Origin of the sequence: Streptomyces pseudogriseolus, assembly GCA_002154585.1 — a bacterium.
Taxonomy (GTDB): Bacteria; Actinomycetota; Actinomycetes; order Streptomycetales; family Streptomycetaceae; genus Streptomyces; species Streptomyces pseudogriseolus.
The window spans coordinates 12,620-38,526 of sequence record MUNG01000082.1; the positions used below are offsets into that span (position 1 = coordinate 12,620).

The 25,907-nt window shown below is 73.4% G+C and carries 17 protein-coding genes; 8 read left to right on the top strand and 9 right to left on the bottom strand.

Going from position 1 to position 25,907, the window contains the following annotated elements; genetic code table 11:
• Positions 1 to 26 precede the first annotated feature (26 nt).
• The 8 genes from CCN29_RS08920 to CCN29_RS08955 all read right to left on the bottom strand — a co-directional run bounded on the left by CCN29_RS08920 (position 27) and on the right by CCN29_RS08955 (position 8,074).
• A complete protein-coding gene (locus CCN29_RS08920; RefSeq protein ID WP_228730986.1) occupies positions 27 to 737 on the bottom strand; it encodes an NADPH-dependent F420 reductase in 711 nt (236 codons plus the stop codon).
• Positions 738 to 897: 160 nt separating this feature from the next.
• A complete protein-coding gene (locus CCN29_RS08925; RefSeq protein ID WP_006134168.1) occupies positions 898 to 1,110 on the bottom strand; it encodes an EF-hand domain-containing protein in 213 nt (70 codons plus the stop codon).
• 43 nt (positions 1,111 to 1,153) lie between these two features.
• Entirely contained in the window at positions 1,154 to 2,068 is a 915-nt protein-coding gene (locus CCN29_RS08930; protein WP_006134166.1) for a helix-turn-helix domain-containing protein, read from the bottom strand.
• 66 nt (positions 2,069 to 2,134) lie between these two features.
• Positions 2,135 to 2,743 carry an ATP-binding protein gene (locus CCN29_RS08935; RefSeq protein WP_078592313.1) on the bottom strand — a complete coding sequence of 203 codons (609 nt, stop codon included), beginning with the start codon at positions 2,741 to 2,743 and terminating at the stop codon, positions 2,135 to 2,137.
• Positions 2,744 to 2,966: 223 nt separating this feature from the next.
• Entirely contained in the window at positions 2,967 to 3,734 is a 768-nt protein-coding gene (locus CCN29_RS08940) for an enoyl-CoA hydratase/isomerase family protein (RefSeq protein ID WP_006134164.1), read from the bottom strand.
• Positions 3,735 to 3,849: 115 nt separating this feature from the next.
• Complete coding sequence (locus CCN29_RS08945; protein ID WP_086680889.1) at positions 3,850 to 5,367, bottom strand: hypothetical protein; 1,518 nt, start codon at positions 5,365 to 5,367, stop codon at positions 3,850 to 3,852.
• An 86-nt stretch (positions 5,368 to 5,453) separates the two neighbouring features.
• Entirely contained in the window at positions 5,454 to 6,695 is a 1,242-nt protein-coding gene (locus CCN29_RS08950; RefSeq protein ID WP_228731551.1) for a L,D-transpeptidase, read from the bottom strand.
• Between the two features lie 152 nt (positions 6,696 to 6,847).
• Positions 6,848 to 8,074 carry a L,D-transpeptidase gene (locus tag CCN29_RS08955; RefSeq protein WP_086680891.1) on the bottom strand — a complete coding sequence of 409 codons (1,227 nt, stop codon included), beginning with the start codon at positions 8,072 to 8,074 and terminating at the stop codon, positions 6,848 to 6,850.
• A 187-nt stretch (positions 8,075 to 8,261) separates the two neighbouring features.
• Between CCN29_RS08955 and glgX the strand changes: the two genes are divergently transcribed.
• The 8 genes from glgX (at position 8,262) to CCN29_RS08995 (ending at position 22,642) form a co-directional block, all read left to right on the top strand.
• Complete coding sequence (gene glgX, locus CCN29_RS08960) at positions 8,262 to 10,514, top strand: glycogen debranching protein GlgX (protein ID WP_086680894.1); 2,253 nt, start codon at positions 8,262 to 8,264, stop codon at positions 10,512 to 10,514.
• Between the two features lie 94 nt (positions 10,515 to 10,608).
• Positions 10,609 to 12,396, top strand: a complete 1,788-nt coding sequence (locus CCN29_RS08965; RefSeq protein ID WP_086680896.1) for an ABC transporter ATP-binding protein — start codon at positions 10,609 to 10,611, stop codon at positions 12,394 to 12,396.
• Positions 12,393 to 14,246 (top strand): ABC transporter ATP-binding protein, encoded by a 1,854-nt coding sequence (locus CCN29_RS08970; protein WP_006134158.1) that lies wholly within the window; start codon positions 12,393 to 12,395, stop codon positions 14,244 to 14,246. The genes CCN29_RS08965 and CCN29_RS08970 overlap by 4 nt, the downstream gene beginning before the upstream one ends.
• 52 nt (positions 14,247 to 14,298) lie before the next feature.
• On the top strand, positions 14,299 to 16,020 hold the full coding sequence (locus CCN29_RS08975) for an ABC transporter ATP-binding protein (protein WP_086680898.1): 1,722 nt from the start codon (positions 14,299 to 14,301) through the stop codon (positions 16,018 to 16,020).
• Positions 16,017 to 17,783 (top strand): ABC transporter ATP-binding protein, encoded by a 1,767-nt coding sequence (locus tag CCN29_RS08980; RefSeq protein ID WP_006134156.1) that lies wholly within the window; start codon positions 16,017 to 16,019, stop codon positions 17,781 to 17,783. Before CCN29_RS08975 ends, CCN29_RS08980 begins: the two co-directional genes overlap by 4 nt.
• A gap of 311 nt (positions 17,784 to 18,094) precedes the next feature.
• Entirely contained in the window at positions 18,095 to 20,140 is a 2,046-nt protein-coding gene (locus CCN29_RS08985; RefSeq protein ID WP_006134155.1) for a M4 family metallopeptidase, read from the top strand.
• Between the two features lie 272 nt (positions 20,141 to 20,412).
• Complete coding sequence (locus CCN29_RS08990) at positions 20,413 to 22,068, top strand: M4 family metallopeptidase (RefSeq protein ID WP_086680900.1); 1,656 nt, start codon at positions 20,413 to 20,415, stop codon at positions 22,066 to 22,068.
• Positions 22,069 to 22,120: 52 nt separating this feature from the next.
• On the top strand, positions 22,121 to 22,642 hold the full coding sequence (locus tag CCN29_RS08995) for a DUF1990 domain-containing protein (protein WP_006134153.1): 522 nt from the start codon (positions 22,121 to 22,123) through the stop codon (positions 22,640 to 22,642).
• 435 nt (positions 22,643 to 23,077) lie between these two features.
• On the opposite strand, the gene CCN29_RS09000 is transcribed toward CCN29_RS08995, so the two are convergent.
• Complete coding sequence (locus CCN29_RS09000; RefSeq protein ID WP_086680902.1) at positions 23,078 to 25,696, bottom strand: glycosyltransferase family 1 protein; 2,619 nt, start codon at positions 25,694 to 25,696, stop codon at positions 23,078 to 23,080.
• Positions 25,697 to 25,907: the final 211 nt, after the last annotated feature.

The following is a 25,907-nucleotide window of genomic DNA, read 5'->3' on the forward strand; positions in this document are numbered from 1 at the left end:
GCGCCCGGACCTCTCGGCGTGACGGCCTAGCCGCGGAATTCCTCCTGGCGTTCCGGAGAGGCCTCGGCGAGGGCGCGGGTGACGGCGTCGACGTCGCCGCGCAGGCCGTAGACGGGGGTGCCGGGCTGCTGGCGCCAGGAGTCGTCGATGCCGCCCGCGTCGACGGTGTCGAAGCCCAGTTCCTCGATCAGGTCGCGGACCTTGCGCTTGGCCGCCTCGTCGTCGCCCGCGACAGGGAGGGCCATGCGCTCGGGGTCGCCCTTCGGGCGGTGCCGGTCCAGCAGGTCCTGGGCGTAGGTGCCGTTGAACGCCTTGACGACGGGGTGGCCGATCCGGCCCTCGGTCCAGCGGCTCTCCGTGACGCCCTCGTCCTCGATGCCGGCGATCCTGCCGTCGCGCCCGCGCGGGTAGTAGTTGCCGGTGTCGATGACGGCCAGGCCCTCCGCGGCCTCGTCGAACAGTCCGGCGGGCAGGTCCGGCACGGCCTTGAGCGGCACGGTGACGACGGCGATCTCGGCGCCGCGGGCGGCCTCCTCGACCCTCACCGGGGTCGCGCCGGTCTCCTCGGCCAGCTCCTTCAGCGTGTGCGGGCCGCGGGAATTGGCGACGGACACGTCGTGGCCGAGGGCCGTGAGCCGCCGTGTCAGGTTTCCGCCGATGTTGCCCGCGCCGATGATGCCGATCTTCATGTCTGTTCGCCTCGCCCTTTCGGTGGGTCGGTGTCGCCGAGGTTCCAGGGAACTCCGACGAGCACCTCCAACACCGGGCGCGGGCAGACCATTCCGGGGCTTTCACCCGTACGGCCTCGTACGGCCCTGCGGGGCGGGCGGGGCGGGGCGCGGATTCCCGGCGCCGGAATCCCGGCGCCGGGGAATGTCCTGTTCCGCGGATGCGGGCCTACTTGTTCAGGTGGGCCCAGAACTCGTCGAACGACAGGAGCTTGTCGCCGTCGAGGTCCCGCGACTTGATGACGGCCTCGGCGACCGCCTCGGTGACGTTCCAGTCACCGCCCTGGGCGAGCGCGGTCTTGAACTCGGCAGCGGTGATGAACCCGTCCCCGTTCGTGTCGATCCGCTCGAACTGCTTACGTGCTTCCTCGATGTCCGCCACCGATCCGCCCCTCATTGTCGTGCTGGTAGTGACGCGGGCAAGATTATCCGGCCACCCTCGCCTCCAGCGCGGCGACCACCCACCCGAACTCCTCGGCGTGGGTGGAGGGCCGTTCCACGCCGTTCACCACGGCGGCCAGCTCGCGGTAGCGGTTGAGGCGCGGGTCGGCCACCGCCGCGAGACGCTCCAGCACGGCGGCCGGGTCGGCGTCGCCGATCAGCTCGCGCAGGACGGCCGCGGCGCGGGGCGAGCCGGGCTCGACGCCCTCGCGCAGGGCGTCGCCCGCGCTGCGGATCAGCCGGCTCATGAACCACAGGGAGCTGCCGCTGGGCACGTCCGGTCCCCGGTCCGCGGCGTTGAACTCGATCATCCTGCGCATGGTGGTCCGGAACTCCGGGTCCTGGATCAGCTCGACCAGTTCCACCCAGGCGTCCACCTGCTCGGGCGTGGGGTCGTCGGGCAGGTCGGCCGCGGCGAACCGCAGACGGCTGCGGATGTCGGGGTCCGCGGTGTCGAGGCCCTCGAAGATCTCGGTCATGAAGTCGTCGAGGATGCGGGCGCGCTCGGCGGCGGACAGTCGGGCCAGTCGGTTCATCAGGGTCGTCTCCTCGGCGGTCGAGCCTCGTCGGGCCACGGTCGACAGCACCGCGCGGGTCACCTTCAGCGACCGGATCCGCGCGTCCAGGGCGGTCACGTGCGCGGCGGCGACCTGGGCGACCGTGGTCTCGCCGGTGAGCACCCGGCGTACGTCGTCGAGGCCGAGGCCCAGTTCGCGCAGGGTGCGGACCAGTTCCAGGCGGGCGACGGAGCCGGCGTCGTAGAGCCGGTAGCCGCCCGCGGACCGCGCCACGGGCGGCAGGGCGCCCTCGTCGGACCAGTAGCGGATGGTGCGCACGGACAGGCCGGTGGCGCGGGCGAGCGCCCCGATGGTGAGGAGCCCGGTGCCGTCGTGGGTCATGTCGGCGAGTGTGGGCCTTCCAGCGGGTGGAGACTCAAGCCGGCGCCCGCGTGCCGGGCGTGTGCCTCAGCGGTCCACCACGCGCATCTCGAACCAGGTGGTCTTGCCGTGGGAGAGGAGGTCGACGCCCCAGCGGTCGGCGAGCTTGTCGACGAGGAACAGGCCGCGCCCGCTGATGTCCAGGTCCTGCACCGGCATCAGACAGGGCAGGGCGCGGGACGGGTCGCGGACCTCGACGCGGATCCAGCCCCGGCGGTGCCGCATGCGCAGGCCGAAGGCGCGGGCGCCGGTGTGGCGTACGGCGTTGCCGACGAGTTCCGACACGAGCAGCACGGCGTCCTCGGTGAGCTGCGGGGTGAGGCCCCAGCGGCGCAGGACGACGATCTGGACCAGCCGGCGGGCGACGGCGGCGGACTCGGGAAGGGACGGGAGCGGAACTTCACCCTCCGAGGGGTCCCCGTGCACCTCCAGTGCGTGCACGGCACGTTCGTCCTCGACCGTCGGCGACCAGCGTGACGCGATGGCGCGTCCGTCTCCCCGCGGCTGTTCCATGCCCTCCAGCCCCGCCATGACCCCATCATGGCCGCCCACCGGGGCGGCGGGGGCCGTCTCGAGGGAATACGCCCCCCGTGCGCCCCTGTCCGACGCCGGTCCTCCGGCATGTGCCACAGGCATGTCGATGCCCTCGAAAGCCTGCTCGACCTGCGACAACGACTCACGCTCGGGCAATCGACGGGCCCCCTCGACGGAAACGGCTTAAGGGTGCGTTAAGGCTCCCATAATGCGTACCGCCGAGGGGACCGGATGAGACATGACGTCAACTGCAAGCCCCGTGCGGGAATTTCATCCGCTCGTCACGTAGGCGCGCTGGTCACGCGTGTCACGCCAGTCACGCGCGTCACAGGAACTTGGCCTTGCCGGGGCCCTCCTCCACGAAGCTGCGCATGCCCCGCTCGCGGTCCTCCGTGGCGAACAGGCCCGCGAACCAGTTGCGCTCCACCGCCAGGCCGGTGTCGATGTCCGTCTCCAGCCCGGTGTCGACCGACTCCTTGGCCGCCCGCAGCGCGATCGCCGGCCCCTGCGCCAGCTTCGCCGCCCAGGCGTGCGCCTGCGCGTAGACCTCGTCGGCCGGGACCACGCGGTCCACCAGACCGAGGGCGAGCGCCTCGTCGGCCTTCACCTGGCGGCCGGTGAAGATCAGGTCCTTGGCCTTGGACGGGCCGATCAGCCGGGCCAGCCGCTGGGTGCCGCCCGCGCCGGGGATGAGCCCGAGCAGGATCTCGGGCTGCCCCAGCTTGGCGTTCTCCCCGGCGATCCGGTAGTCGGCGCAGAGCGCCAGCTCGCACCCGCCGCCGAGCGCGTACCCGGTGACGGCGGCCACGACCGGCTTGGGGATGCGGGCGACGGCGGTGAAGGAGTCCTGGAGGGCACGGGCCCGCAGCACCATGGCCGCGTGATCCATGGCCTGCATCTCCTTGATGTCCGCGCCCGCCGCGAACACCTTCTCGCCGCCGTAGATCACCACGGCGCGCACGTCGTCGCGCCGCGAGGCCTCCTCGGCGAGCTCCTTGAGACGGTCCTGCGTGGCGACGTCCAGCGCGTTCATGGGCGGCCGCTCCAGCCGCAGCGTGCCGACGCCTTCGGCGACTTCGAGATGTACGGTCATGCCCCGCAGGTTAGCGGTCGTTCACACCCGGGGGCACCGCGGGCGTCGACCCGGCTCCGATGACGCCCTCACCAGTCGGGACGCAGCCGCCGGATTCGTGGGCTCCCGGCCAGGTCTACGGCCGGGGCACCAGATCCGACATCACCGTGCGCGGCAGCGAGGGATTGGCGGCTGCCGCCTCCGCCACTCGCCGGTCGGCGTCGTTGAGCAGTTGCTCGATGACCGGAGGCGGAAGGGCCGGGTGGGCGGCTGCCAGGGGTCTCGCCCGTGTGTCCGCCAGGCAGGCGAGCAGTGCCGGTGCCGGCGCACGGGGGTGCCTGGCGATCTCACGGAGTGCCTTCCGTGCCGTCCGCGGTTGGCGGGCGAGGTGCTCCAGGAGGGCCGCGGTCGCGTCCGGGTTGGCGGCCACCTTGGCGGCGACCTGGACTCCGTGCCGGTCGAGCATGGTGCGCAGTTGGATCTCCGAGAGGCCCGGGTGCGGGGCGACGGACGTGACCACCTTCGCGTCGGAGTCGGCGGCCAGCGCGTCGCGCAGGGCGGGTGGCAAGTCCCGTCGCTGGGCCATGAGCGTCCGCGCGGCCGGGTTCGGCGATCCGGCCAGCTTCTCGGCCTCCTCGGGGGACGCCGAGGCGATGCGGGGCAGCAGGGTGGCGCCGATTCGCGTGGTGCCGGCGAGGTGGGTCAGTACGTCGAGCGGTACGTGGGGGTGGCGGGCGAGCCGGCGCCGCACTTCGTGGTCACGGTCGGTGGCCAGTACGCGGATCAGGGACTCGTCGATCGCCGGATTATCGGCCAGGTCGGCTCGTACACCGGGGTTCGGGTCCGTGGCGAGTCGGGCGCAGACCTGCGACGGCAGATCGGGGCGGCCGGCCAGCGCCCGGCGCAGGAGCAGCGACGGGTGGTCGACGAAGTTCACGACGGCGTCGGTTGGTGTGGCCGGGTTCCGGATCGCCATGAGCCGCGTGTCGTGCCTGGCGGACTCGTGGGAGCCGTCGCAGGAGGCACCGGGCGGCAGGCCGCAGTCGAGTCGCGGGCACTGCGGACCGTGCGCGAACGGCACCTCCTCACGGTCGCAGACGAGGCACCGCCGCGCGGGCGGCAGCCCTTCCCCGGTGAGCAGCGCCACCAGCACGGCCGGCGGCGTCGCCTCGTTGGCCGCCACAGCACGGCGGACCTCGGCATGCGGATGCGCGGCGAGCCGGGCGGCCACCTCAGGCGTCGTCCACAACGCGAGCTCCGCGACGACCCGTACGTCCGGGTCGGCGGCCAGCGTCTCCACCACGTCGGCCGGGAGGCCGGGGCAGCCGGCCAGCCTCTCCCGGCGCTCGGCGTCCGGGTCCGCCGCGAAGAGGCGTCCCCACTCCGGGTGTCCGGCGCGCTCGGCGAGCAGGGCGAGCGCGGCGTCCGGCCGGGTCACGGGATCGATGTCCGCGGCGGTCAGCCGGCCCGCGTACGCGAGCCGTGCCGCGCTCTCCTCGACCCGCGAGGCCAGCGCCACCGCCTGCGCATGGCTGAGGTCCGCCCGATCGGCGAGGTCCGCGGCGATCTCCTCGTCCGCGAGCGCGATCAGACGGTCGGTCAGCTCGGACGGCAGACTCACGTTGGCGGCAAGCCCGCACAGGACATGGTTCACGGAGGCATCCTGCCGGAGAGAAGCGGCGACGGCGGGGTCGCAGGACCCCGCCGTCGCCGTTCGGGCACCACGTGCTCCGTGGACGCCTACGCCTTCCACTGCTCCCACGGCATGTTCCAGCCGTTGAGGCCGTTGTCCGGGGCGATGACGGCGTCGTCGCTCTTCTTGACCTCGACCACGTCGCCGATCAGGGAGTTCTCGAAGAACCAGGCCGCCGGGGCCTTCTTGTCCCAGCCGCCCTTCACATCGCGCAGGCCGACGCAGCCGTGGCTGGCGTTGCGGTTGCCGAAGGCGTCGCCGCCCCAGTAGTTGCCGTGGATGAAGGTGCCGGAGGTGGACAGGCGCATGGCGTGCGGGACGTCCTTGATGTCGTACTCGCCGCCGTAGCCGACCGTCTCGCCGTTCATCCGGGTGACCGTCAGCTTCTCGCTGATGACCATCTTGCCGTTCCAGGTCTCGTAGCCCGGGGCGCCGGTGGTGACCGGGATGGTCTTGATCACCTTGCCGTCGCGCATCACCTTCATGGTGTGCTTCTTGGCGTCGACCACGGAGATCTGGCTGCGGCCGACGGTGAAGGAGACGGTCTTGGACTGCTCGCCGTAGACGCCGTCGCGGCCCTCGACGCCGTCGAGGTCGAGGGCGACGGTGACCTTGGTGCCGGCCTTCCAGTAGGTCTGCGGGCGGAAGTCCAGGCGGTCGTTGCCGAACCAGTGGCCCTCGACCTCGACGGCCGGCTCGGTGGTGATGCGGATGGCCTTCTCGACGTCGTCGGGGTTGGTGATGCCCCGGGTGAAGTTGAGGGAGAAGGGCATGCCGACGCCGACGGTGGAGCCGTCCTCGGGGGTGAAGTGCCCGACGAACGTCTCCTTCGGCGTCAGGGTGGTGAAGCGGGAGTCCTGCGCGGTGGTGCGGCCCTCGGCGTCCTTGGCGACCGCGTGCACCGTGTAGGCGGTGTCGGCGGCGAGGTGGGTGGACGGCGTCCAGGTGGCGCCGTCCTTCGATATCGCGCCCTCGACGGCCTTGCCCTTGGCGTTCTTGACGACGACCTCGGTGAGCTTGCCCTTGGTGGCCGTCACCTTCAGCTCACCGCTGGTGTCGACCGCCTTGGCGCCGTCGCGCGGGGCGATGGTGACCTGGGCCTCGGACCGCGTGCTGCGCGCCGCCGTGGAGTCCTTGTCCTTGCCCTTGCCGTCGTCCCCGCCGGACCCCGGCTCCGATCCCCCGCCGCAGGCGGTGACCGCCAGCATCACCCCGAGTGCCAGCGCCGCCAGCTTCCTGCCGCCGCGCCGCGCGCCCACCGACGCCCCCGATATCGGCCCCACGTTCACTTGTTTCTCCCCTCGGCGGGTCTGACCGGACCCGGCCCCCCAGCGCGCCTCTCGCGCACACGGCGAATGGTAACCACAGGCCAGGAGCCTGGGAGGCGGAGGTTGTGTCACCGTTCCGTTCCAAGTTCAACGGTCCGGCCGAGGGGGTTCGGTCAGCGGCGGTTCACCGCGCTGCCCGCCTTCCACTCCTTCCAGTTCATGTTCCAGCCGCCGAGCCCGTTGTCCGGCGCGACCGTGCGGTCCTTGCTGTTGACCACCTCGACGACGTCGCCGATCAGGCTGCGGTCGAAGAACCAGCCCGCCGGGGTGTCCGCGCCGCCGCCCTTCACGTCGCGCAGGCCGACGCAGCCGTGGCTGACGTTGTCGCTGCCGAACACCTCCGGGTCGGCCCAGTAGTTGCCGTGCAGGAAGGTGCCGGAGCTGGTCAGCCGGATGGCGTGGGGCACGTCGGGGATGTCGTACTCGCCGCCGAAGCCGACCGTGCGGCCGTTCATGCGGGTCACCTCGAGCATCTCGGTGATCACCATCTTGCCGTTGTACGTGGGTGTCTTCGCCGCGCCCGCCGTGACCGGCACGGTGGCGAGCAGCTCCCCGTCCCGCCGCACCCGCATGGTGTGCGCGGCGGCGTCGACCACGGTCACCTGGCTGCGGCCGACGGTGAAGGTGAAGGTGCGCCGCTGGAGGCCGTAGACGCCGGGCGCGCCCTCGACGTCGCGCAGGTCCAGCTCGACGGTGACCTCGGTGCCGGGCTTCCAGTAGTGCTCGGGACGGAAGTCCAGGCGCGTTTTCCCGAACCAGTGGGGGCGGATCTCGACGGCGGGGCGCGCGGTGACCCGGACGGCGCGCTCCACGGCGGCCCGGCGGGTGATCTTCCGGTTGAACTCCAGGGAGACGATCGCCCCGGTGCCGACGGTGGAGCGGTCCTCGGGGGCGACGTAGCCGATGAAGCGTTCCTCCGGGACGTGCGTGGTGAACGTCGTGTGCCGGGCGGAGCGGCGTCCGGAGCCGTCCACGGCGACCGCGTCGACGGTGTACTTCGCGGCGAGCGCCAGCCGTTCGTCGTCGGGCCGCCAGGTGCGCCCGTCGCCGGAGATGCGGCCAGGGACCGGTGACTCGCGCGCGTCCTGCGACACGACCGCCTTGACCGACTCCAGCCGGCCCTCCGTGACCCGCACCCGCAGCTGCTCGCCGGGGCGTACGCCCTTGCTGCCGTCGCCGGGGGACACCTGGATGACGTCCCCCCGTCCCGGCGGCCCGAACGCCCCCGGGACGGGGCCCTCCGGACTGCACCCGGCGGTCGCGGTCAGCAGTCCTGCCCATGTCACTACGGCGGCCAGCGCGGCCCTCGCGCGCCGTGCGCGCCCTTGTACGTGCCTCACGCGGTACCCAACGACGGGCCTCGCCTCCGGGAAACGACCGTGCCGCCCCCCGGGGAAACGTGAGTGCGAGGCGCGCTCTGGGCAGAACTGTGGGAGGACGACGCACCGGGGGGCCGCGGCCGGAGCCGCACGGGCCGTGGCTCACCCGTCCGCCGTCGTCCCTCCACGAGCCGCGGGAGGCTGACAGGTGTCCAGCGCAGCCGAGCAGGAGGCGGTGGCCGGAGAGCGGGCCACCGGGGACGGGCGCCCGGCCGTCGTCGTGAACGGCGCGCGGCCGGCGCCGCCCGTGCCCACGGTGCCCGTCCGGCCGGGCCGGCCGACGCCGCTGGGCGCCCGGTTCCGCACCGGCCCGGACGGGGTGGCGGGGACCAACTTCGCGCTCTGGGCGGGCGGAGCGGAGGGCGTGGAGCTGTGCCTGTTCGACGAGCACGGCCGGGAGAGCCGGGCCCGGCTGACCGAGCTGACGCACGGCATCTGGCACGGCTTCGTGCCGGGGGTGATGCCGGGGCAGCGGTACGGCTACCGGGTGCACGGCCGCTGGGACCCGTGGACCGGCGGGCGCTGGAACCCGGCGAAGCTGCTGCTCGACCCGTACGCCCGGGCCGTGGACGGCGACTTCGTGCTGCCGCCCGAGGTGTACGGGCACGTCCGGGACTGGCCGGAGCAGCATGTCGCGGACACCGTGCGGGACGACCGGGACTCGGCGCCGTACGTGCCGAAGGGGGTGGTCGTCCATGACGACGACGACTGGGCGGACGACCGGCGGCCGAAGACGCCGTGGTCCGACTCGGTCATCTACGAGCTGCACGTACGCGGCTTCACCCGGCGGCACCCGGACATCCCGGAGGAGCTGCGCGGCACCTACGCGGGACTCGCGCATCCGGCGGCGATCGAGCACCTGGTGCGCCTCGGCGTCACGGCGGTCGAACTGCTGCCGGTGCACCAGTTCGCGCACGAGGACCATCTGCTGCGCCGGGGCCTGCGCAACTACTGGGGCTACAACTCCATCGGCTACTTCGCCCCGCACGCCGGCTACGCGGCCTCCGGGACGGCCGGGCAGCAGGTCGGCGAGTTCAAGCGGATGGTGCGCGCGCTGCACGCGGCCGGCATCGAGGTGATCCTCGACGTGGTCTACAACCACACGGCGGAGGCGGGCGAACTGGGCCCGACGCTCTCCCTGAAGGGCATCGACAACCGCGGCTACTACCGCCTCCAGCCCGACGCCCGCCGCTACGCCGACTACACCGGCTGCGGCAACACCCTGCACGTGGTGCAGCCGCACGTGCTGCGACTGATCACCGACTCGCTGCGCTACTGGGTGACCGAGATGGGCGTCGACGGCTTCCGCTTCGATCTCGCGGCGGCGCTGGCCCGCTCCATGCACGACGTCGACATGCTCTCCCCGTTCCTCGCGGTGATCGCGCAGGACCCGGTGCTGCGCCGGGTGAAGCTGATCGCCGAGCCGTGGGACGTCGGCTCGGGCGGCTACCAGGTGGGCGCCTTCCCACCCCTGTGGACGGAGTGGAACGACCGCTACCGGGACGCCGTACGGGACTTCTGGCGCCACGCGCTGCCGGACGTACGGGAGATGGGCTACCGGCTGTCCGGCTCCAGCGACCTGTACGCCTGGGGCGGCCGGCGGCCGTACGCCTCGGTCAACTTCGTCACTGCGCACGACGGTCTCACCCTGCGCGACCTCGTGTCGTACGACCGCAAGCACAACGAGGCCAACGGGGAGGGCAACCGCGACGGCACGGACGACAACCGGTCCTGGAACTGCGGCGCGGAGGGCGACACCGACGACCCGGACGTCCGCGCCCTGCGACGGCGGCAGCTGCGGAACCTGCTGACCACGCTGCTGCTGTCGACGGGCGTGCCGATGCTGGTCGCGGGCGACGAGATGGGCCGCACCCAGCGCGGCAACAACAACGCGTACTGCCAGGACAACGAGACCGGCTGGGTGGACTGGAGCCTGCGGGACGACCCGGAGTGGCGACCGCTGCTGGAGCTGACCTCACGGCTGGTCGCGCTGCGCCACCGGCACCCGGTGCTGCGCCGCCGCTCCTTCTTCTCCGGCCGCGCGCACTCCGCGGACGGTCTGCGGGACCTTGCCTGGTTCACCCCGCACGGCCGGGAGATGACCGAGGGCGACTGGTACGCACCGGCCGCGACCCTCGGCATGTACCTCTCCGGACGGGACATCCCGGGCCGCGACGAGCAGGGCGCGCCGGTCCTCGACGACAGCTTCCTGGCGGTTCTGCACGCGGGCGCGGACCCGGTGGACTTCGTCCTCCCGGGCCCGCCGTGGGCGGAACGGTACGAGGTGGTCGTGGACACGGCGCGGGAGGAACAGGACGGTGCGCCCGGCGTGGTGCACGGGGCGGGGGCGCCCGTCACCCTGACGGGCCGGTCGGTGCTGCTGCTGCGGGTGCTGCCCTGACGCCCGGCAACACAGGTCGTAGGACCCGCGACCGAGGCGGACCGGGCCGGAATTCGGTGGGCAGCGTCAGTGGCGAACCGTACTCTCACTGCTGATGCCCACTACACCTTCTCCGCGGGAGCCCCGCTCCACCGTGCGGACGCTGCTGCGGCTGTGGCCGTACGTGCGTCCCGTGCGGGCGCGCCTGTTCTCCGCCGCGTTCATCGCCGTCCTGGCGTCCTGCATCGGGCTGGTCATCCCGCTCGTCCTGAAGTGGATGGTCGACGGCCCGATCGCCGACCGGGACCCGGCGGGGGTGTGGCTCGGCGCGCTGTACCTGCTGCTGCTCGGGCTCGCGGAGGCGCTGCTGTTCGGGTTCCGGCGGTGGCTGGTGGCGCGGCCGCTGTCGCACGTCGAGGCGGAGATGCGGGCCGGTCTGTACCGGCACCTCCAGCGGCTGCCGATCGCCTTCCACGACCGCTGGGCCTCGGGCCAGCTGCTGTCCCGGGCCACCGGGGACCTGGCGCTGCTGCGCATGTTCTTCGCGTTCCCGCTGACCTTCCTGCTGGTCAACGGGGTGACGATCCTGGTCGGCGTGATCATCATGCTGGTGCAGGACTGGGCGCTGGGGCTGGTCATCCTGGTGCCGGCGGCGCCCGTGCTGATCACCTGCGTGGTGTTCGAGAAGCGGTACTCGCTGGCCGCGCGACAGGCGCAGGACCAGGTGGGCGACCTGACGACGGTGGTCGAGGAGAGCGTGCTCGGCATCCGGATCATCAAGGGGTTCGGCCGGCACCGCAGCCAGGCGCGGGCGTTCCGGGAGCTGTCGGGGAAGCTGCGGGGCACGGAGCTGCACAAGGCGCGGCTGCTGGCGACGATCCTCGGCATCATCGTGACGCTGCCCGAGTTCGCCATCGGGGCGGCGCTGGTGCTGGGCGCGGTGCAGGTGGCGGACGGCACGCTGTCGGCGGGCACGCTGGTGGCGTTCCTGTCCACGACACTGGCGCTGCGCTGGCCGGTGGACTCCATCGGCTTCCTGCTGGCGATGAGCCAGGAGGCGGCGACGGCCACGGAACGCTACTTCGAGGTGATGGACGCGGAGCCGGAGTCGGGGACGACGGCATCCGCCGGGAGGCGCGACGCCCGACGGGAGGGCGGACTGCGGTTCGAGAACGTCACCTTCCGCTACCCCGACGCGCCACAAGACTCACCCCCCGTCCTGAACCGCATCGACCTCCACATCCGCCCCGGCGAATCCCTCGCCCTGGTCGGCGCGACCGGTAGCGGCAAGACCACCCTCACCGCCCTCGTCCCCCGCCTCCACGAGGTCACCGAGGGCCGCATCACCCTCGACGGCCGGGACATCACCGAGATGTCAAGGGAAGAACTGCGCTCCCGCGTCGCCGTCGCCTTCGAGGAACCCACCCTGTTCTCCGCGACCGTCGGTGAGAACGTCCTGATGGGCGGCGGCACCGGCGAGGAGGACCTGGAGCGCGCCCTGGCCGTCGCCCAGGCCGACTTCGCCCACGCCCTGCCCCAGGGCACCGCCACCCAGGTCGGCGAGCAGGGGCTGAGCCTCTCCGGCGGGCAGCGGCAGCGGCTCGCCCTGGCCCGCGCGGTCGTCGGGCGCCCCGACTTCCTGGTGCTGGACGACCCGCTGTCCGCGCTGGACGTGCACACCGAGGCCGCGGTCGAGGCCGCTCTGCGCCGGGTGCTCGCCGACACCACGGCGCTGATCGTGGCGCACCGCCCGTCCACCGTGCTGCTCGCCGACCGGGTGGCGCTGCTGTCCGGCGGGCGGATCACGGCGGTCGGCACCCATCACGAACTGCTGCGCGGCAATGCCGAGTACGCCCACCTCATGTCGGGCGACCCGGCGGAGGAACTGGAGGAGCAGCGATGACGGCGGCCACGACCGCACCGGTCCGCGACGAGGACGACGACCAGGCGACGCACAAGGACGGCGACCCCTTCGACCGGGACGTGCTGCCCACTCCCCCGGGCGCCACCGGCGCGCTGCTGCGCTCCCTGCTCGCGCCGATGCGCGGCCGGGTCGCCGTGGCCGCGCTGTTGCTGCTGCTCCAGCAGGCCGCCGTGCAGGCGGGCCCGCTGCTGGTGGCGTACGCGATCGACCGGGCGGTGCCCGCCTTCCGCGGGGACGACCACGGGCCGCTGATCGCGGTGGCGGTGGGCTATCTGCTGTGCGCGTCGGCGGCCGGGGCGCTGCAGTACGCGTTCATCACCGTCTCCGCGCGGGTCAGCCAGGACGTGCTGCTGGACCTGCGCGGGCGGATCTTCCGGCACGCGCAGGCGCTCAGCGTGGACTTCCACGAGCGCTACACCTCCGGGCGGCTGATCTCCCGCTCCACCACCGACGTCGAGTCGCTGCGGGAGCTGCTGGAGGAGGGCCTTCAGGAACTGGTGATGACGATCCTGTCGGCCGTGTACATCTCGGTGCTGCTGCTCTGGCTGGACCTGGGTCTGGGCGCGGTGGCGGTGGCGTCGTTCGTGCCGCTGTACCTGCTGGTGCGGTCCTACCAGCGGCGGGCGCAGCGGGTGTACCGGAGGCGGTCGACGGCGATCGCCGCGGTGATCGTGAAGTTCGTCGAGACGATGAACGGCATCCGCCCGGTGCGCGCCTTCCGCCGCGAGCAGGCCAACGACGCCGACTTCGCGGTGCTGAACCGGCGGCACGAGAAGACCAACGGCGACGCGCTGCTGGAGATGGCGCGCTACGTCGTGGGCTCCCGGGTGACCGCCAACACCACGGTCGCGCTGATCGTGCTGTGGGGCGCCTACCGGGTGGCCGGTCAGACGCTGGCGCTGGGTGTGCTGGCGGCGGCCGTGCTGTATCTGCGGCGGCTGTACGACCCGATCGACCGGCTCGGCATGTTCCTCAACTCCTACCAGTCGGCGGCGGCCTCGCTGGAGAAGATCGCCGGGCTGCTGGCGCAGACCCCGTCCGTGCCCGAGCCGACGTCCCCCCGCGAGCTCCCGGAGCGGCGCCCCGGACTCCCCGGCCGGGAGGTCGTCTTCGACGACGTGCGGTTCGCGTACCGCACCGGCGGCGAGGTGCTGCCCCGCTTCGGCCTCACCCTGCCGGCCGGGCAGACGGTCGCGGTCGTCGGCTCCACGGGCGCGGGCAAGTCGACGCTGGCTAAGCTGCTCGCCCGGTTCTACGACCCCTCCGACGGGCGCGTGCTGCTCGACGGCGTGGACCTGCGCGACCTGACGGGGCGGGATCTGCGGCGCGAGGTGGTGATGGTGACCCAGGAGGCGTTCCTGTTCTCCGGGACGGTCGCCGAGAACATCGCGATCGGCCGTCCGGAGGCCGGCCGGGAGGAGATCGAGCGGGCCGCCAAGGAGATCGGCGCGCACGACTTCATCGCCGCGCTGCCCGACGGCTACGACACCGACGTCCGCAAGCGCGGCGGCCGGATCTCGGCCGGTCAGCGCCAGTTGGTCGCCTTCGCGCGGGCGCTGCTCGCGGACCCCGCGGTGCTCATCCTCGACGAGGCGACCAGCTCGCTGGACATCCCCGGCGAGCGGGCGGTGCAGCGGGCCATGGCGACGGTGCTGAAGGGCCGTACGGCGGTGGTGATCGCGCACCGGCTGTCGACCGTGGAGATCGCCGACCGGGTGCTGGTGATGGAGCACGGGCGGATCGTCGAGGACGGCACCCCGGACGAACTCATCGGTGGCACGGGCCGGTTCGCCGACCTGCACCGTGCCTGGCGGGACAGCCTGGCCTGACGACCGCCGTCGCGGGTCCGCGGGGTCCGCGCCCAGGGGGAGGGGAACCGACGTGATCGACGCCTACGAGGACCCCGGCACGCCCGACGGGCGTGGCGGGGCCCGTTATCTGTGGTGGCTGGTGCGCCGGCAGCCGGGGCGCTGCGTGGCGGGGGCGGTGTACGGCAGCGTGTGGATGGTGCTGCTGGCGTCCACGCCGTACCTGATGTCCCGGGCGGTGGACGACGGGCTCCAGACCGGCGACATGGCGGCGCTGGCCGACTGGGCCGCCGCCCTGGTCGGGGTGACCGCGTTCACCGCCTGGGTGAGCATGATGCGGCACCGCACCATGACGAAGGTCCGGATGGACGCCAACTTCCGCACGGTGAAGGTGGTCGTCGGGCACACGGTGCGGCTGGGCGCGGCGCTGGAGCGGCGGGCGGCGGCCGGGGAGGTCGTGACGATCGGCGTGGGCGACGTGCAGGTGATCGCGCAGGCGCTCACCGCCGTCGGGCCGGGGATCGGTGCGGTCGTGGCGTACGCGGCGGTGGCGGGGCTGCTGCTGGAGGTGTCGCCGCTGCTGGCCGCGGTGGTGCTGCTGGGGGTGCCGGTGATCGCGCTGGTGGTGGGGCCGCTGGCCGGGCGGCTCCAGGGCGCGGAGACGGAGTACCGGGAGCGGCAGGGTGTGCTGACCGCGCGGATCGGGGATCTCGCGGGCGGGCTGCGGGTGCTGAGCGGGCTCGGCGGCAAGGGGCTGGTCGCGGACGCGTTCCGCCGGGACTCGGGGCGGCTGCGGGAACAGGGCTACCGGGTGGGGGCGGTGACGAGCTGGATGCAGGCGCTGTCCGCGGGCCTGCCGACGCTGTTCCTCGCGGTGGTGACGTGGATCGCGGCGCGGCAGGCCGCGCAGGGGGACATCAGCATCGGCGAACTGGTCTCGGTGTACGGGTACGTGACCATGCTGGTGTGGCCGGTGATGTTCCTGATCGAGTCCGGCTACTACCTCAGCCGGGGCGTGGTCGCGGCCGGCCGGGTGGCGGCCCTGCTGCGGATCCAGCCGCCGCCGGACGCGGCCACCGCCGACCCGCCGGCGGAGCCGTCCGCGCTGGAGGACCCGGAGTCCGGGGTGCGGGTGCTGCCGGGGCGGCTGACCGCGCTGGTGTGCGCCCGGCCGGCGGACGCGGCGGCCGTGGTGGACCGGCTGGGCCGGTACGCGCCGTCGGAGGTCACGTGGGGCGGGGTCCGGCTGGACGAGATGGCGCTCGCCCGGGTGCGGGAGCGGATCCTGGTCGCCGATCCGGAGGCCGCGCTGTTCGCGGGCCCGCTGCGCGAGGTGGTCGCGGGCGGGTGCGAGGCGTCCGACGAGGAGGTGCTGGGCGCCCTGCACGCGGCGGCCGCCGACGACGTGGTGCGCGGGCTGCCCGGGGGACTGGACTCGGTGGTGTCGGCGCAGGGCCGCAGCCTGTCCGGCGGTCAGCGGCAGCGGGTGCGGCTGGCGCGGGCGCTGCTGGCCGGCCCGGAGGTGCTGCTGGCGGTGGAGCCGACCTCGGCGCTGGACGCGCACACCGAGGCCCTGGTCGCCGGCCGGCTGCGCGCCGCGCGCGAGGGCCGTACGACGGTGCTGGCCACCACCTCGCCGCTGGTGCTGGACCGGGCCGACCGGGTGCTGTTCCTGGTGGACGGCAAGGTGGCGGCGAGCGGCGCCCACCGCGATCTGCTGGACGGCGAACCGGAGTACCGGCGCCTGGTGGCGAGGGACGCCGAGCAGGGCGTCGCCGAGGAGGTGGCGGGATGAACGGGGAGCGGCTGCCGGTGGCGGAACCGGCCGATGTGCGCCGGGCGGCGGGCGAGCTGGTGCGGGCGGACGGCCGGGCCTTCGCGGGCGTGCTGGCGCTGAACGGGGCGGCGGCGCTCGCCGGTCTGGCCGGGCCGTGGCTGCTCGGGCGGATCGTCGACGAGGTGCGGGCGGGCGGCGGGACCGCGGTGGTGGACCGGCTGGCCCCGGTCATCCTGGCGTGCGCGGTGGCGCAGCTGCTGCTGTCCCGCTGGGCCCGCTACGTGGGGCACCGGTTCGGGGAGCGGACGCTGGCGCGGGTGCGGGAGCGGTTCGTGGACCGGGTGCTGGCGCTGCCGTCCGCGGTGGTGGAGCGTGCGGGCACCGGCGATCTGACGACGCGGGGCACGGCGGACGTGACGTCCGTGGGCACGACGCTGCGGGACGCCGGGCCGTCGCTGCTGGTCAACCTGGTGCAGTCGCTGTTCGTGGGGGCCGCGATCCTGGTCGTGGACCCGCTGCTGGGCGCGCTGGGGCTGCTGTGCCTGACGCCGATCCGGCTGGTGCTGCGCTGGTATCTGCGGCGGGCCCGGGACGCGTATCTGGCCGAGGGCGCGGCCAGTTCGGACGTGGCGGAGGTGGTCGCGTCGACGGCGGCCGGCGCCCGGACGGTGGAGGCGCTCCGGATGGAGGAGCGGCGGATCCGGGCGAGCCGGGAGGCGCTGGAGACGTCCCGCCGCACCCGTATGCGCACGCTGTTCCTGCGCTCGGTGTTCTTCCCGGTGGTCGAGCTGTCGTACATCGTGCCGGTGGCCGGGGTGCTGCTGTGCGGCGGCTGGCTGCACGAGCGGGGCGCGGTGAGCCTGGGCGCGGTGGTGGCGGCCTCGCTGTATCTGCTCCAGCTGAGCGGTCCGCTGGACGAGGTGCTGATGCGGATGGAGCAGCTCCAGTCGAGCGGCGCGTCGTTCGCGCGGGTGGAGGGTCTGGCCCGGGCGCCGCGCGCGGCCGGGCGCGGCGACGCCCCGGACCCGGCGGACGACCGGATCGACGTGACCGGCGTGCGGTACGCGTACGACGGGGGCGGCGAGGTGCTGCGCGGGGTGGATCTGACGGTGACGCCGGGCGAGCGGCTGGCGGTGGTGGGGCCGTCGGGCGCGGGCAAGACCACGCTGAGCCGGCTGCTGGCGGGGGTGGACGCGCCGGCCGCCGGGAGCGTGACCGTGGGCGGGGTGCCGGTGGCGTCGCTGGACCCGGAGCGGCTGCGCCGGCAGGTGGTGCTGGTGACGCAGGAGCACCATGTCTTCCTGGGGTCGGTCCGGGACAATCTGCGGATCGCCGCGCCGGACGCCGGGGACGAGGAGCTGTGGGCGGCGCTCGCGGTGGTGGGCGCGGACGGCTGGGTGCGGGAGCTGCCGCGCGGTCTGGACACCGAGCTGGGCGAGGGCGGTCACCCCACCGACGGCCCGCGGGCGCAGCAACTGGCGCTGGCGCGCGTGGTGCTGGCCGATCCGCACACGCTGGTCCTCGACGAGGCGACCGCGCTGCTCGACCCGGCGACCGCCCGGCACACCGAGCGCGCGCTGGCCGCCGTGCTGGAGGGCCGTACGGTCGTCGCCGTCGCGCACCGGCTGCACACCGCGCACGACGCGGACCGGGTGGCGGTGATGGAGGACGGCCGGCTCTCCGAACTGGGCACGCACGACGCGCTGGTGGCGGCGGACGGGGTGTACGCGGCGCTGTGGCGGTCCTGGCACGGGGACGGGCCGGCCGGCGGCACGCCGTAGGAACCGGTGTTCCGGGTCCGTCAAGGCGGCGGACCCGGCCGCCCGGAGCACGTCCCGCCCGCCGTCGTCCGATTGCCGGACACCCCCTCCCGCACACCGGACGGAATCCGGCCAACTTCTTGACGCGCTCCTGACAGAAAGCGCACTCCCCTGCCACTCTTCCCACGGCCGCTTCACAGCAACCCCACAGCCTCGGCTGCCCGTTGTGCGGCGGTCACTGCTCGAAGCACTTCCGTTCTGCCCGGCCGGCTGACCCGCCGGCCGGTCTCCCCAGGCCGCGCAACCCCGCGGCCCCGCAGAAGGAGTCAGCGTTGAGAAGCAGGACGTCCCACAGACGCACCCCCCGCACCACGCAGCGCCGCGTCGCCGCCGTCGCCCTCGCCGGCGTGGCCGCGCTGATCGCCACAGCCGTGCAGTCCGGCGCCGCCACCGCCGCCCCCGGCACGGCGCCGCGGACCGCGGGCTCCGCCGCGTCCGCCTCGGAGTCGGTCACGCTCACCCCCGCCCAGCGTGCCGCGCTGATGCGCCAGGCGGACTCCGTCAAGGCCGAGACCGCCAAGGACCTCGGCCTCGGCGCGAAGGAGAAGCTCGTCGTCCGCGACGTCCTCAAGGACCGCGACGGCACCGTGCACGTCCGTTACGAGCGCACCTACGACGGGCTGCCCGTGCTCGGCGGCGACCTGGTCGTCCAGGGCGACACGGCCGGCGAGGCCGACAAGGTCGTGAAGGCCACCCGCGCCGCGGTGAAGCCCGCCACCACCGCCGCGACGGTGCCGGCCGCCAAGGCCGAGCAGCAGGCCCTGTCCGCCGCGAAGGCCGAGAAGGCCGCGGGCGCCGACGTCGACCGGGCCCCGCGCAAGGTGATCTGGGCGGCGGACGGCACGCCGGTCGTCGCGTACGAGACGGTCGTCGGCGGCCTCCAGCACGACGGCACCCCGCAGGAGCTGCACGTCGTCACCGACGCCACCACCGGGGAGAAGCTGTACGAGTGGCAGGCCGTGCAGAACGGCACCGGCCACACCGTCTACAGCGGCACCGTCGACCTGACGACCACCCAGTCCGGGTCGTCGTACAACCTCACCGACGGGGCGCGCGGCGGGCACAGGACGTACAACCTCAACCGCGGCACCTCCGGCACCGGGACGCTGTTCTCCGGCTCCGACGACGTCTGGGGCAACGGCAGCCCCTCCAACGCCGAGTCGGCCGGCGCGGACGCCCACTACGGGGCGGCGCTGACCTGGGACTACTACAAGAACGTGCACGGCCGCAGCGGCATCCGCGGGGACGGCGTCGGCGCCTACTCCCGGGTCCACTACGGCAACAACTACGTCAACGCCTTCTGGTCGGACAGCTGCTTCTGCATGACGTACGGCGACGGCTCCGGCAACGCCAACCCGCTCACGTCCATCGACGTGGCCGCGCACGAGATGTCGCACGGCCTCACCTCGGCCACCGCGGGCCTGGTCTACAGCGGCGAGTCCGGCGGCCTCAACGAGGCGACCAGCGACATCTTCGGCTCGACCGTCGAGTTCTACGCGAACAACTCCTCCGACGTCGGTGACTACCTCATCGGCGAGGAGATCGACATCAACGGCGACGGCACCCCGCTGCGCTACATGGACAAGCCGAGCAAGGACGGCCGGTCCAAGGACTCCTGGTACTCCGGCATCGGCTCGATCGACGTGCACTACTCGTCGGGCGTGGCGAACCACTTCTTCTACCTGCTGAGCGAGGGCAGCGGCACCAAGACCATCAACGGGGTCACCTACGACTCCCCCACCTCCGACGGCCTGCCGGTCACCGGCATCGGCCGCGCCAAGGCGGAGAAGATCTGGTTCCGCGCGCTCACCACGAAGTTCACCTCCACCACCAACTACGCGGCCGCCCGCACCGGCACCCTGGCGGCGACCGGTGAGCTGTACGGCACGGACGGCGCCGAGTACAAGGCGGTGCAGGACGCCTGGGCGGCCGTCAACGTCGGCGCCCGCTCCGGCGGTCCCGGGGGCGGCGGCACCACCTTCGAGTCCTCCGCCGACGTGGCGATCCCGGACGCCGGCGCCGCGGTGACGTCCCCGATCACCGTCACCGGCCGCACCGGCAACGCCCCGGCCAACCTCCAGGTCTCGGTGGACATCGTGCACACCTGGAGCGGTGACCTGGTGGTCGACCTGGTGGCCCCGGACGGCACGTCGTACCGGCTGCGCAACCGCACCGGCGGCTCCGCGGACGACATCAACGAGACGTACACGGTCAACGCGTCGTCGGAGACGGCCAACGGCACCTGGCAGCTGCGGGTGCAGGACGTGGCCCGTTACGACACCGGCTACATCAACGGCTGGAGCCTGACCTTCCCGTAGACGGACCCCGTCACGGCGCCGTCCCGGGTGGTCATCGCCACCCGGGACGGCGCCGTTTTTTGCCGACCCCATACGCACCGCGGGTTGCCCCTTTGCCGAGGTCACGCGGGTTCACACGCACGCAATGTTCATCCGGACGTCGATTTTCGGCCAACGTCATCCACCCCTCCTGACATGTACGCGTCGCGGATGTCACTCTTCCCTCGCTCGGTGCACCACCCGGACGGCCCCCCACCGTCCGCATCCCCCACTCACCCCACGAGGAGCTTCGAGTGACTCCCCTCTACGCGCGTCGCCGTACCGCCCTGGCCGCCGCCACCGCGGTCGTGGCCGGCGCCCTGCTCACCACCGGACTGGCCACCGGCACCGCGACCGCCGGCTCCGCCCCCGCCGGCACGCCGGCCCTGGGCGGCGCCCCCGTGCTGCTGTCCGCCGCGGCCCGCACCTCCCTCATCCAGGAGCAGCAGGCCACGGCCGCGGACACCGCCGAGGCGATAGGCCTCGGCGCCCGCGAGAAGCTGATCGTCAAGGACGTGGTGCGGGACGTCGACGGCACGGTCCACACCCGCTACGAGCGCACCTACGCCGGACTGCCCGTGCTCGGCGGCGACCTGGTCGTCCACCAGCCGGAGGGCGGCGCCAGAACCGTCACCAAGGCCGTGCGGACGGCCGTCGCGGTGCCCTCCGTGACGCCGAAGGTCGGCGCGGCCAAGGCCGAGGCGCAGGCGCTCGCCGCCGCCGCCGCCGGGAAGGCCGACGCGGAGCGCGCCGAGGCCGGCTCCGCGCCCCGCCGGGTGATCTGGGCCGCCGAGGGCACGCCCGTCCTCGCCTACGAGACCGTCGTCGGCGGCCTCCAGGAGGACGGCACCCCGAACGAGCTGCACGTGATCACCGACGCCACCACCGGCGAGAAGCTGCACGAGTGGCAGGCCGTGCACACCGGCACCGGCCGGAGCCTGTACTCCGGCACCGTCACCCTCGGCACGTACAAGTCCGGCTCGACGTACCAGCTGTACGACACCGCGCGCGGCGGGCACAAGACCTACAACCTGGCGCGCTCCACCTCCGGCACCGGCACCCTGTTCACCGACGCCGACGACACCTGGGGCACCGGCACCGCCTCCAGCTCCTCGAGCGACCAGACCGCGGCCGTGGACGCCGCCTACGGCGCCCAGATCACCTGGGACTTCTACAAGAACACCTTCGGGCGCAACGGCATCAGGAACGACGGCAAGGCCGCCTACTCCCGCGTCCACTACGGCAGCAACTACGTCAACGCCTTCTGGCAGGACAGCTGCTTCTGCATGACCTACGGCGACGGCACGGGCAACGTCAACCCGCTGACCTCGCTGGACGTCGCCGGCCACGAGATGAGCCACGGCGTCACGTCCGTCACCGCAGGCCTGCGCTACAGCGGCGAGTCCGGCGGCCTCAACGAGGCGACCAGCGACATCTTCGGCACGGGCGCGGAGTTCTACGCGGCCAACTCCGCCGACGCCGGCGACTATCTCATCGGCGAGAAGATCGACATCAACGGTGACGGCAGCCCGCTGCGGTACATGGACAAGCCGAGCAAGGACGGCGCGTCCCGGGACTACTGGTCCTCCAACCTCGGCTCGGTCGACGTGCACTACTCGTCGGGCCCGGCCAACCACTTCTTCTTCCTGCTCAGCGAGGGCAGCGGCGCCAGGACCGTCAACGGCGTGAGCTACAACTCGCCGACGTACGACGGCTCCACGGTCACCGGCATCGGCCGCGCGAAGGCGCTGCAGATCTGGTACAAGGCGCTGACCACGTACTTCACCTCGACGACCAACTACAAGGCGGCCCGCACCGGCACGCTGAGCGCGGCGTCGGCGCTGTACGGGTCGGGCAGCGCGGAGTACAAGGCGGTCGAGGCGGCCTGGAAGGCGGTGAACGTCAGCTGAGGCCGACCGGTGCCGGCGGTGGCCGCGAGGCCACCGCCTAGGCTTGGGTCCCATGTCTTCGGCGGACTTCACCTACGACCACGTCGGCGCGAGCCGGGATCCCGACTACTGCCCTCCGGGTTTCCACCACCTGAGGGAGCGCACCCGGCTCGGCGAGGGCGAGAAGGTGTTCCGCCAGGCCGCGGACGCGCTGTTCGGCTGGGAGATGCACCGGGAGATGGGCGTCGGCGTCGACGCGTCCGCGGAGCGGGCGGCGTCCGACGTCGACGTGACCGTCACCCTGGCGGGGGTGGTGCGGGCGCCCTGCCGGGTGGTGTGGGCGGAGGAGGAGTACCGCCGGGCCGGCTGGGCGTACGGGACGCTGGCGGGGCATCCGGAGAGCGGGGAGGAGGCGTTCGTCGTCCACCGGACGGGGGACGGGACGGTGTGGCTGACCGTCTCTGCCTTCAGCAGGCCGGCGCGCTGGTACGCGCGGGCGGGTGGGCCGGCCACGCGGACCTTGCAGCACGCTTACGCGCGCCGCTGCGGCAGGGTGCTGCGGCGGCTCGCGACCCGGGGGGTCACGGACGCCTGACGGGTGCGCGGGGGTGCCGGGGGCTGTTGGACGCCGGGTGCGGGCCACACGTGGCGGGTCGCGCAGTTCCCCGCGCCCCTGAAGGGGCGCTGCCCCTGCCGTCTGCGGGCAGTCGTGCCGCTAGGGGCGGCACGGGTGGGCGCAGGCGGCACCCCTCCAGCGGGCCCGCGCCCCACCCCGTACGGCCACCGGGGTGCCGGGAACTGTTGCACGCCGGGTGCGGGCCGCACGGGGCGGATCGCGCAGTTCCCCGCGCCCCACCCCGTACGGCCACCGGGGTGCCGGGAACTGTTGCACGCCGGGTGCAGGCCGCACGGGGCTGGTCGCGCAGTTCCCCGCGCCCCTGGAGGCCACCGGGGTGCCGGGAACTGTTGCACGCCGGGTGCAGGCCGCACGGGGCTGGTCGCGCCGTTCCTCGCGCCCCTGGAGGGGCGCTCAGCGCATCAGGAGGCCCGCTGCCTCCGCCACCGCCTCCGACGGGACCGCCAGCAGCCCCAGCTCCGCGCCCGACGCCAGCAGCCGATGACTGGGAAGCACCCGCACCGTGTAGCCGAACGGCCCCGTCCGGTCCAGGGACAGCGGGCCCTCGTAGACCCACTCACCCCCCGCCCCGTGCGCCCCCACCGGCTTCAGCGGCACAGCGGCCGCATCCGTGATGCGATCCTCCTCGTCGACCCGCCCCGCGACCGCCTGCACCTCCACGTCCTCCGGCCGCAGACTCCCCAGCCCCACCCGCACCCGGAGGGCCAGCGTGCTGCCCAGTTCCGCGGTGGCCGAGGCCACGGACGTCTCGACGTGGTCGACGGTCACCCCGTGCCACGCGCCCCGTACCGTCGCCTTCCACTCGGCGAGCTCCCGGGCGGCGTCGGCGCTCATCGTCCGGTGCGCGTGCGCGGCGGGCGTGTAGAGCCGCTCCACGTACTCCCGCACCATGCGCCCGGCCAGCACCTTCGGCCCGAGCAGGCTCAGCGTCCGCCGGACCATCTCGATCCAGCGGTCCGGCAGCCCGCTGCGCCCGCGCTCGTAGAAGGCACGGGTCACCCGCTGCTCCAGCAGGTCGTACAGCGCCGCGGCCTCTATGTCGTCGCGCCGGTCCGCGTCGGTCCCGACGCCGTCCGCCGTGGGGATCGCCCAGCCGAAGTCGGGCTGGAACCACTCGTCCCACCAGCCGTCCAGCACGGACAGGTTGAGACCGCCGTTGAGCGCGGCCTTCATCCCGCTGGTGCCGCACGCCTCCAGCGGCCGCAGCGGGTTGTTCAGCCAGATGTCGCAGCCGGGGTACAGCTTCTGCGCCATCGCCATGCCGTAGTCGGGCAGGAACACGATCCGGTGCCGTACGCGCGGATCGTCGGCGAAGCGGACCAGCTCCTGGATGAGCCGCTTGCCGCCGTCGTCGGCCGGGTGCGCCTTGCCCGCGACCACGATCTGCACCGGCCGGTCGGGGTGCAGCAGCAGGTCCATCAGCCGGTCCCGGTCGCGCAGCATCAGCGTCAGCCGCTTGTACGACGGGACGCGCCGGGCGAAGCCGATGGTGAGCACGTCCGGGTCGAGCACGCCGTCGATCCAGCCCAGTTCGGCGGTGCCGGCGCCGCGCTGCCGCCAGGAGGCGCGCAGCCGTCCCCGCACCTCCAGCACCAGCAGTTCGCGCAGCGACCGGCGCAGCTCCCAGATGTCCTGGTCGGGGATGTCGGCGACGGAGTCCCAGCGGTCGGAGTCGCCGACGCTGAGCGCCTCCTCCGCGCGCTGCGTGCCGATCTGCCGGGCGCCGAGCCGGTACACCTCGGGGGCGACCCAGGTGGGCGCGTGCACCCCGTTGGTGACGGAGGTGATCGGCACCTCCTCGGGGTCGAACCCGGGCCACAGTCCGGCGAACATCTCCCGGCTGACCTGGCCGTGCAGCAGGGAGACGCCGTTGGCCCGCTGGGCCAGGCGCAGACCCATCACGGCCATGTTGAACAGGTTGGGCTCGCCGCCCGGGTAGGTCTCCATGCCGAGCCGCAGGATGCGGTCGACCTCCAGGTCCGGCAGCTCCGCGTGCGGGCCGAAGTGCCGGGCGACCAGTTCGCGGTCGAAGCGGTCGATGCCGGCCGGCACGGGCGTGTGCGTGGTGAACACGGTCCCGGCGCGCACCGCCTCCAGGGCCGCGTCGAAGTCGAGCCCCCCGGCGCGCAGCTCCGCCATCCGCTCCAGGCCGAGGAACCCGGCGTGCCCCTCGTTGGTGTGGAACACCTCCGGCGCCGCGTGCCCGGTGAGCCGGCAGTACGTGCGGACCGCGCGGACACCTCCTATGCCGAGGAGCATCTCCTGGAGCAGCCGGTGCTCGCTGCCGCCGCCGTAGAGCCGGTCGGTCACCCCGCGCTCGATGAGGTCGTTCTCCTCGATGTCGGAGTCGAGCAGGAGCAGCGGGATCCTGCCCACCTGGGCGACCCAGACGCGGGCGCGCAGGGAGCGGTCGCCGGGCAGGGCGAGGGAGATCTGGGCGGGGGCGCCGTCGGCCTCCTTGAGCTGGTCCAGGGGCAGCTCGTGCGGGTCGAGGACGGGGTAGTGCTCCTGCTGCCAGCCGTCCCGGGACAGGGACTGGCGGAAGTAGCCGTGCCGGTAGAGCAGGCCGACGCCGATCAACGGGGCGCCGAGGTCGCTGGCGGCCTTGAGGTGGTCGCCGGCCAGGATGCCGAGCCCGCCGGAGTACTGCGGCAGGGCGGCGGTGATGCCGAACTCGGGGGAGAAGTAGGCGACGGCCGCGGGCAGTCGGCCGCTCTGCCGCTGGTACCAGCGGTCGCCGGTCATGTAGGCGTCCAGGTCGCCCGCGACCGCGGCGAGGCGGTCGAGGAAGTCGCGGTCGCCGGCCAGTGCGGCGAGCCGCTCGCCGGGCACGCTGCCCAGCAGGCGTACGGGGTCGCCGCCGGCCGCGGCCCAGCGTTCGGGGTCGACGGAGCGGAACAGGTCCCGGGTCCCGGCGTGCCAGGACCAGCGCAGATTGCGGGCCAGATCGCTCAGCGCCCGGAGGGGTTCGGGGAGCACGGGTCGGACGGTGAATCGACGGATAGCCTTCACAAGCCACCTCGGCGCGTTCGTGAGAGACGCGGTGTGCGTCCGGGTATCGCAGCCGACAGTACCGGCGCGGACACCGTCCGCGGGGGAAGCCGGAAGACACGGGTACCTCGCCTGCCCTGTCCAAACGATTCACCGCACAGTGGACATGGCCGATTCCGGCCCCATGTACGGCCTTGTCGTACTTCCCCCCGCGCGTCGCGCCGCCCCGCCC

Bases quoted from the DNA above. Each gene is read 5' to 3' on its own strand.
- CCN29_RS08970 (WP_006134158.1), top strand. From the start codon at position 12,393: ATGACGGCGGCCACGACCGCACCGGTCCGCGACGAGGACGACGACCAG.
- CCN29_RS08980 (WP_006134156.1), top strand. From the start codon at position 16,017: ATGAACGGGGAGCGGCTGCCGGTGGCGGAACCGGCCGATGTGCGCCGG.
- CCN29_RS08965 (WP_086680896.1), top strand. From the start codon at position 10,609: ATGCCCACTACACCTTCTCCGCGGGAGCCCCGCTCCACCGTGCGGACG.
- CCN29_RS08995 (WP_006134153.1), top strand. From the start codon at position 22,121: ATGTCTTCGGCGGACTTCACCTACGACCACGTCGGCGCGAGCCGGGAT.
- CCN29_RS08940 (WP_006134164.1), bottom strand. From the start codon at position 3,734: ATGACCGTACATCTCGAAGTCGCCGAAGGCGTCGGCACGCTGCGGCTG.
- CCN29_RS08930 (WP_006134166.1), bottom strand. From the start codon at position 2,068: ATGACCCACGACGGCACCGGGCTCCTCACCATCGGGGCGCTCGCCCGC.
- CCN29_RS08935 (WP_078592313.1), bottom strand. From the start codon at position 2,743: ATGCCTGTGGCACATGCCGGAGGACCGGCGTCGGACAGGGGCGCACGG.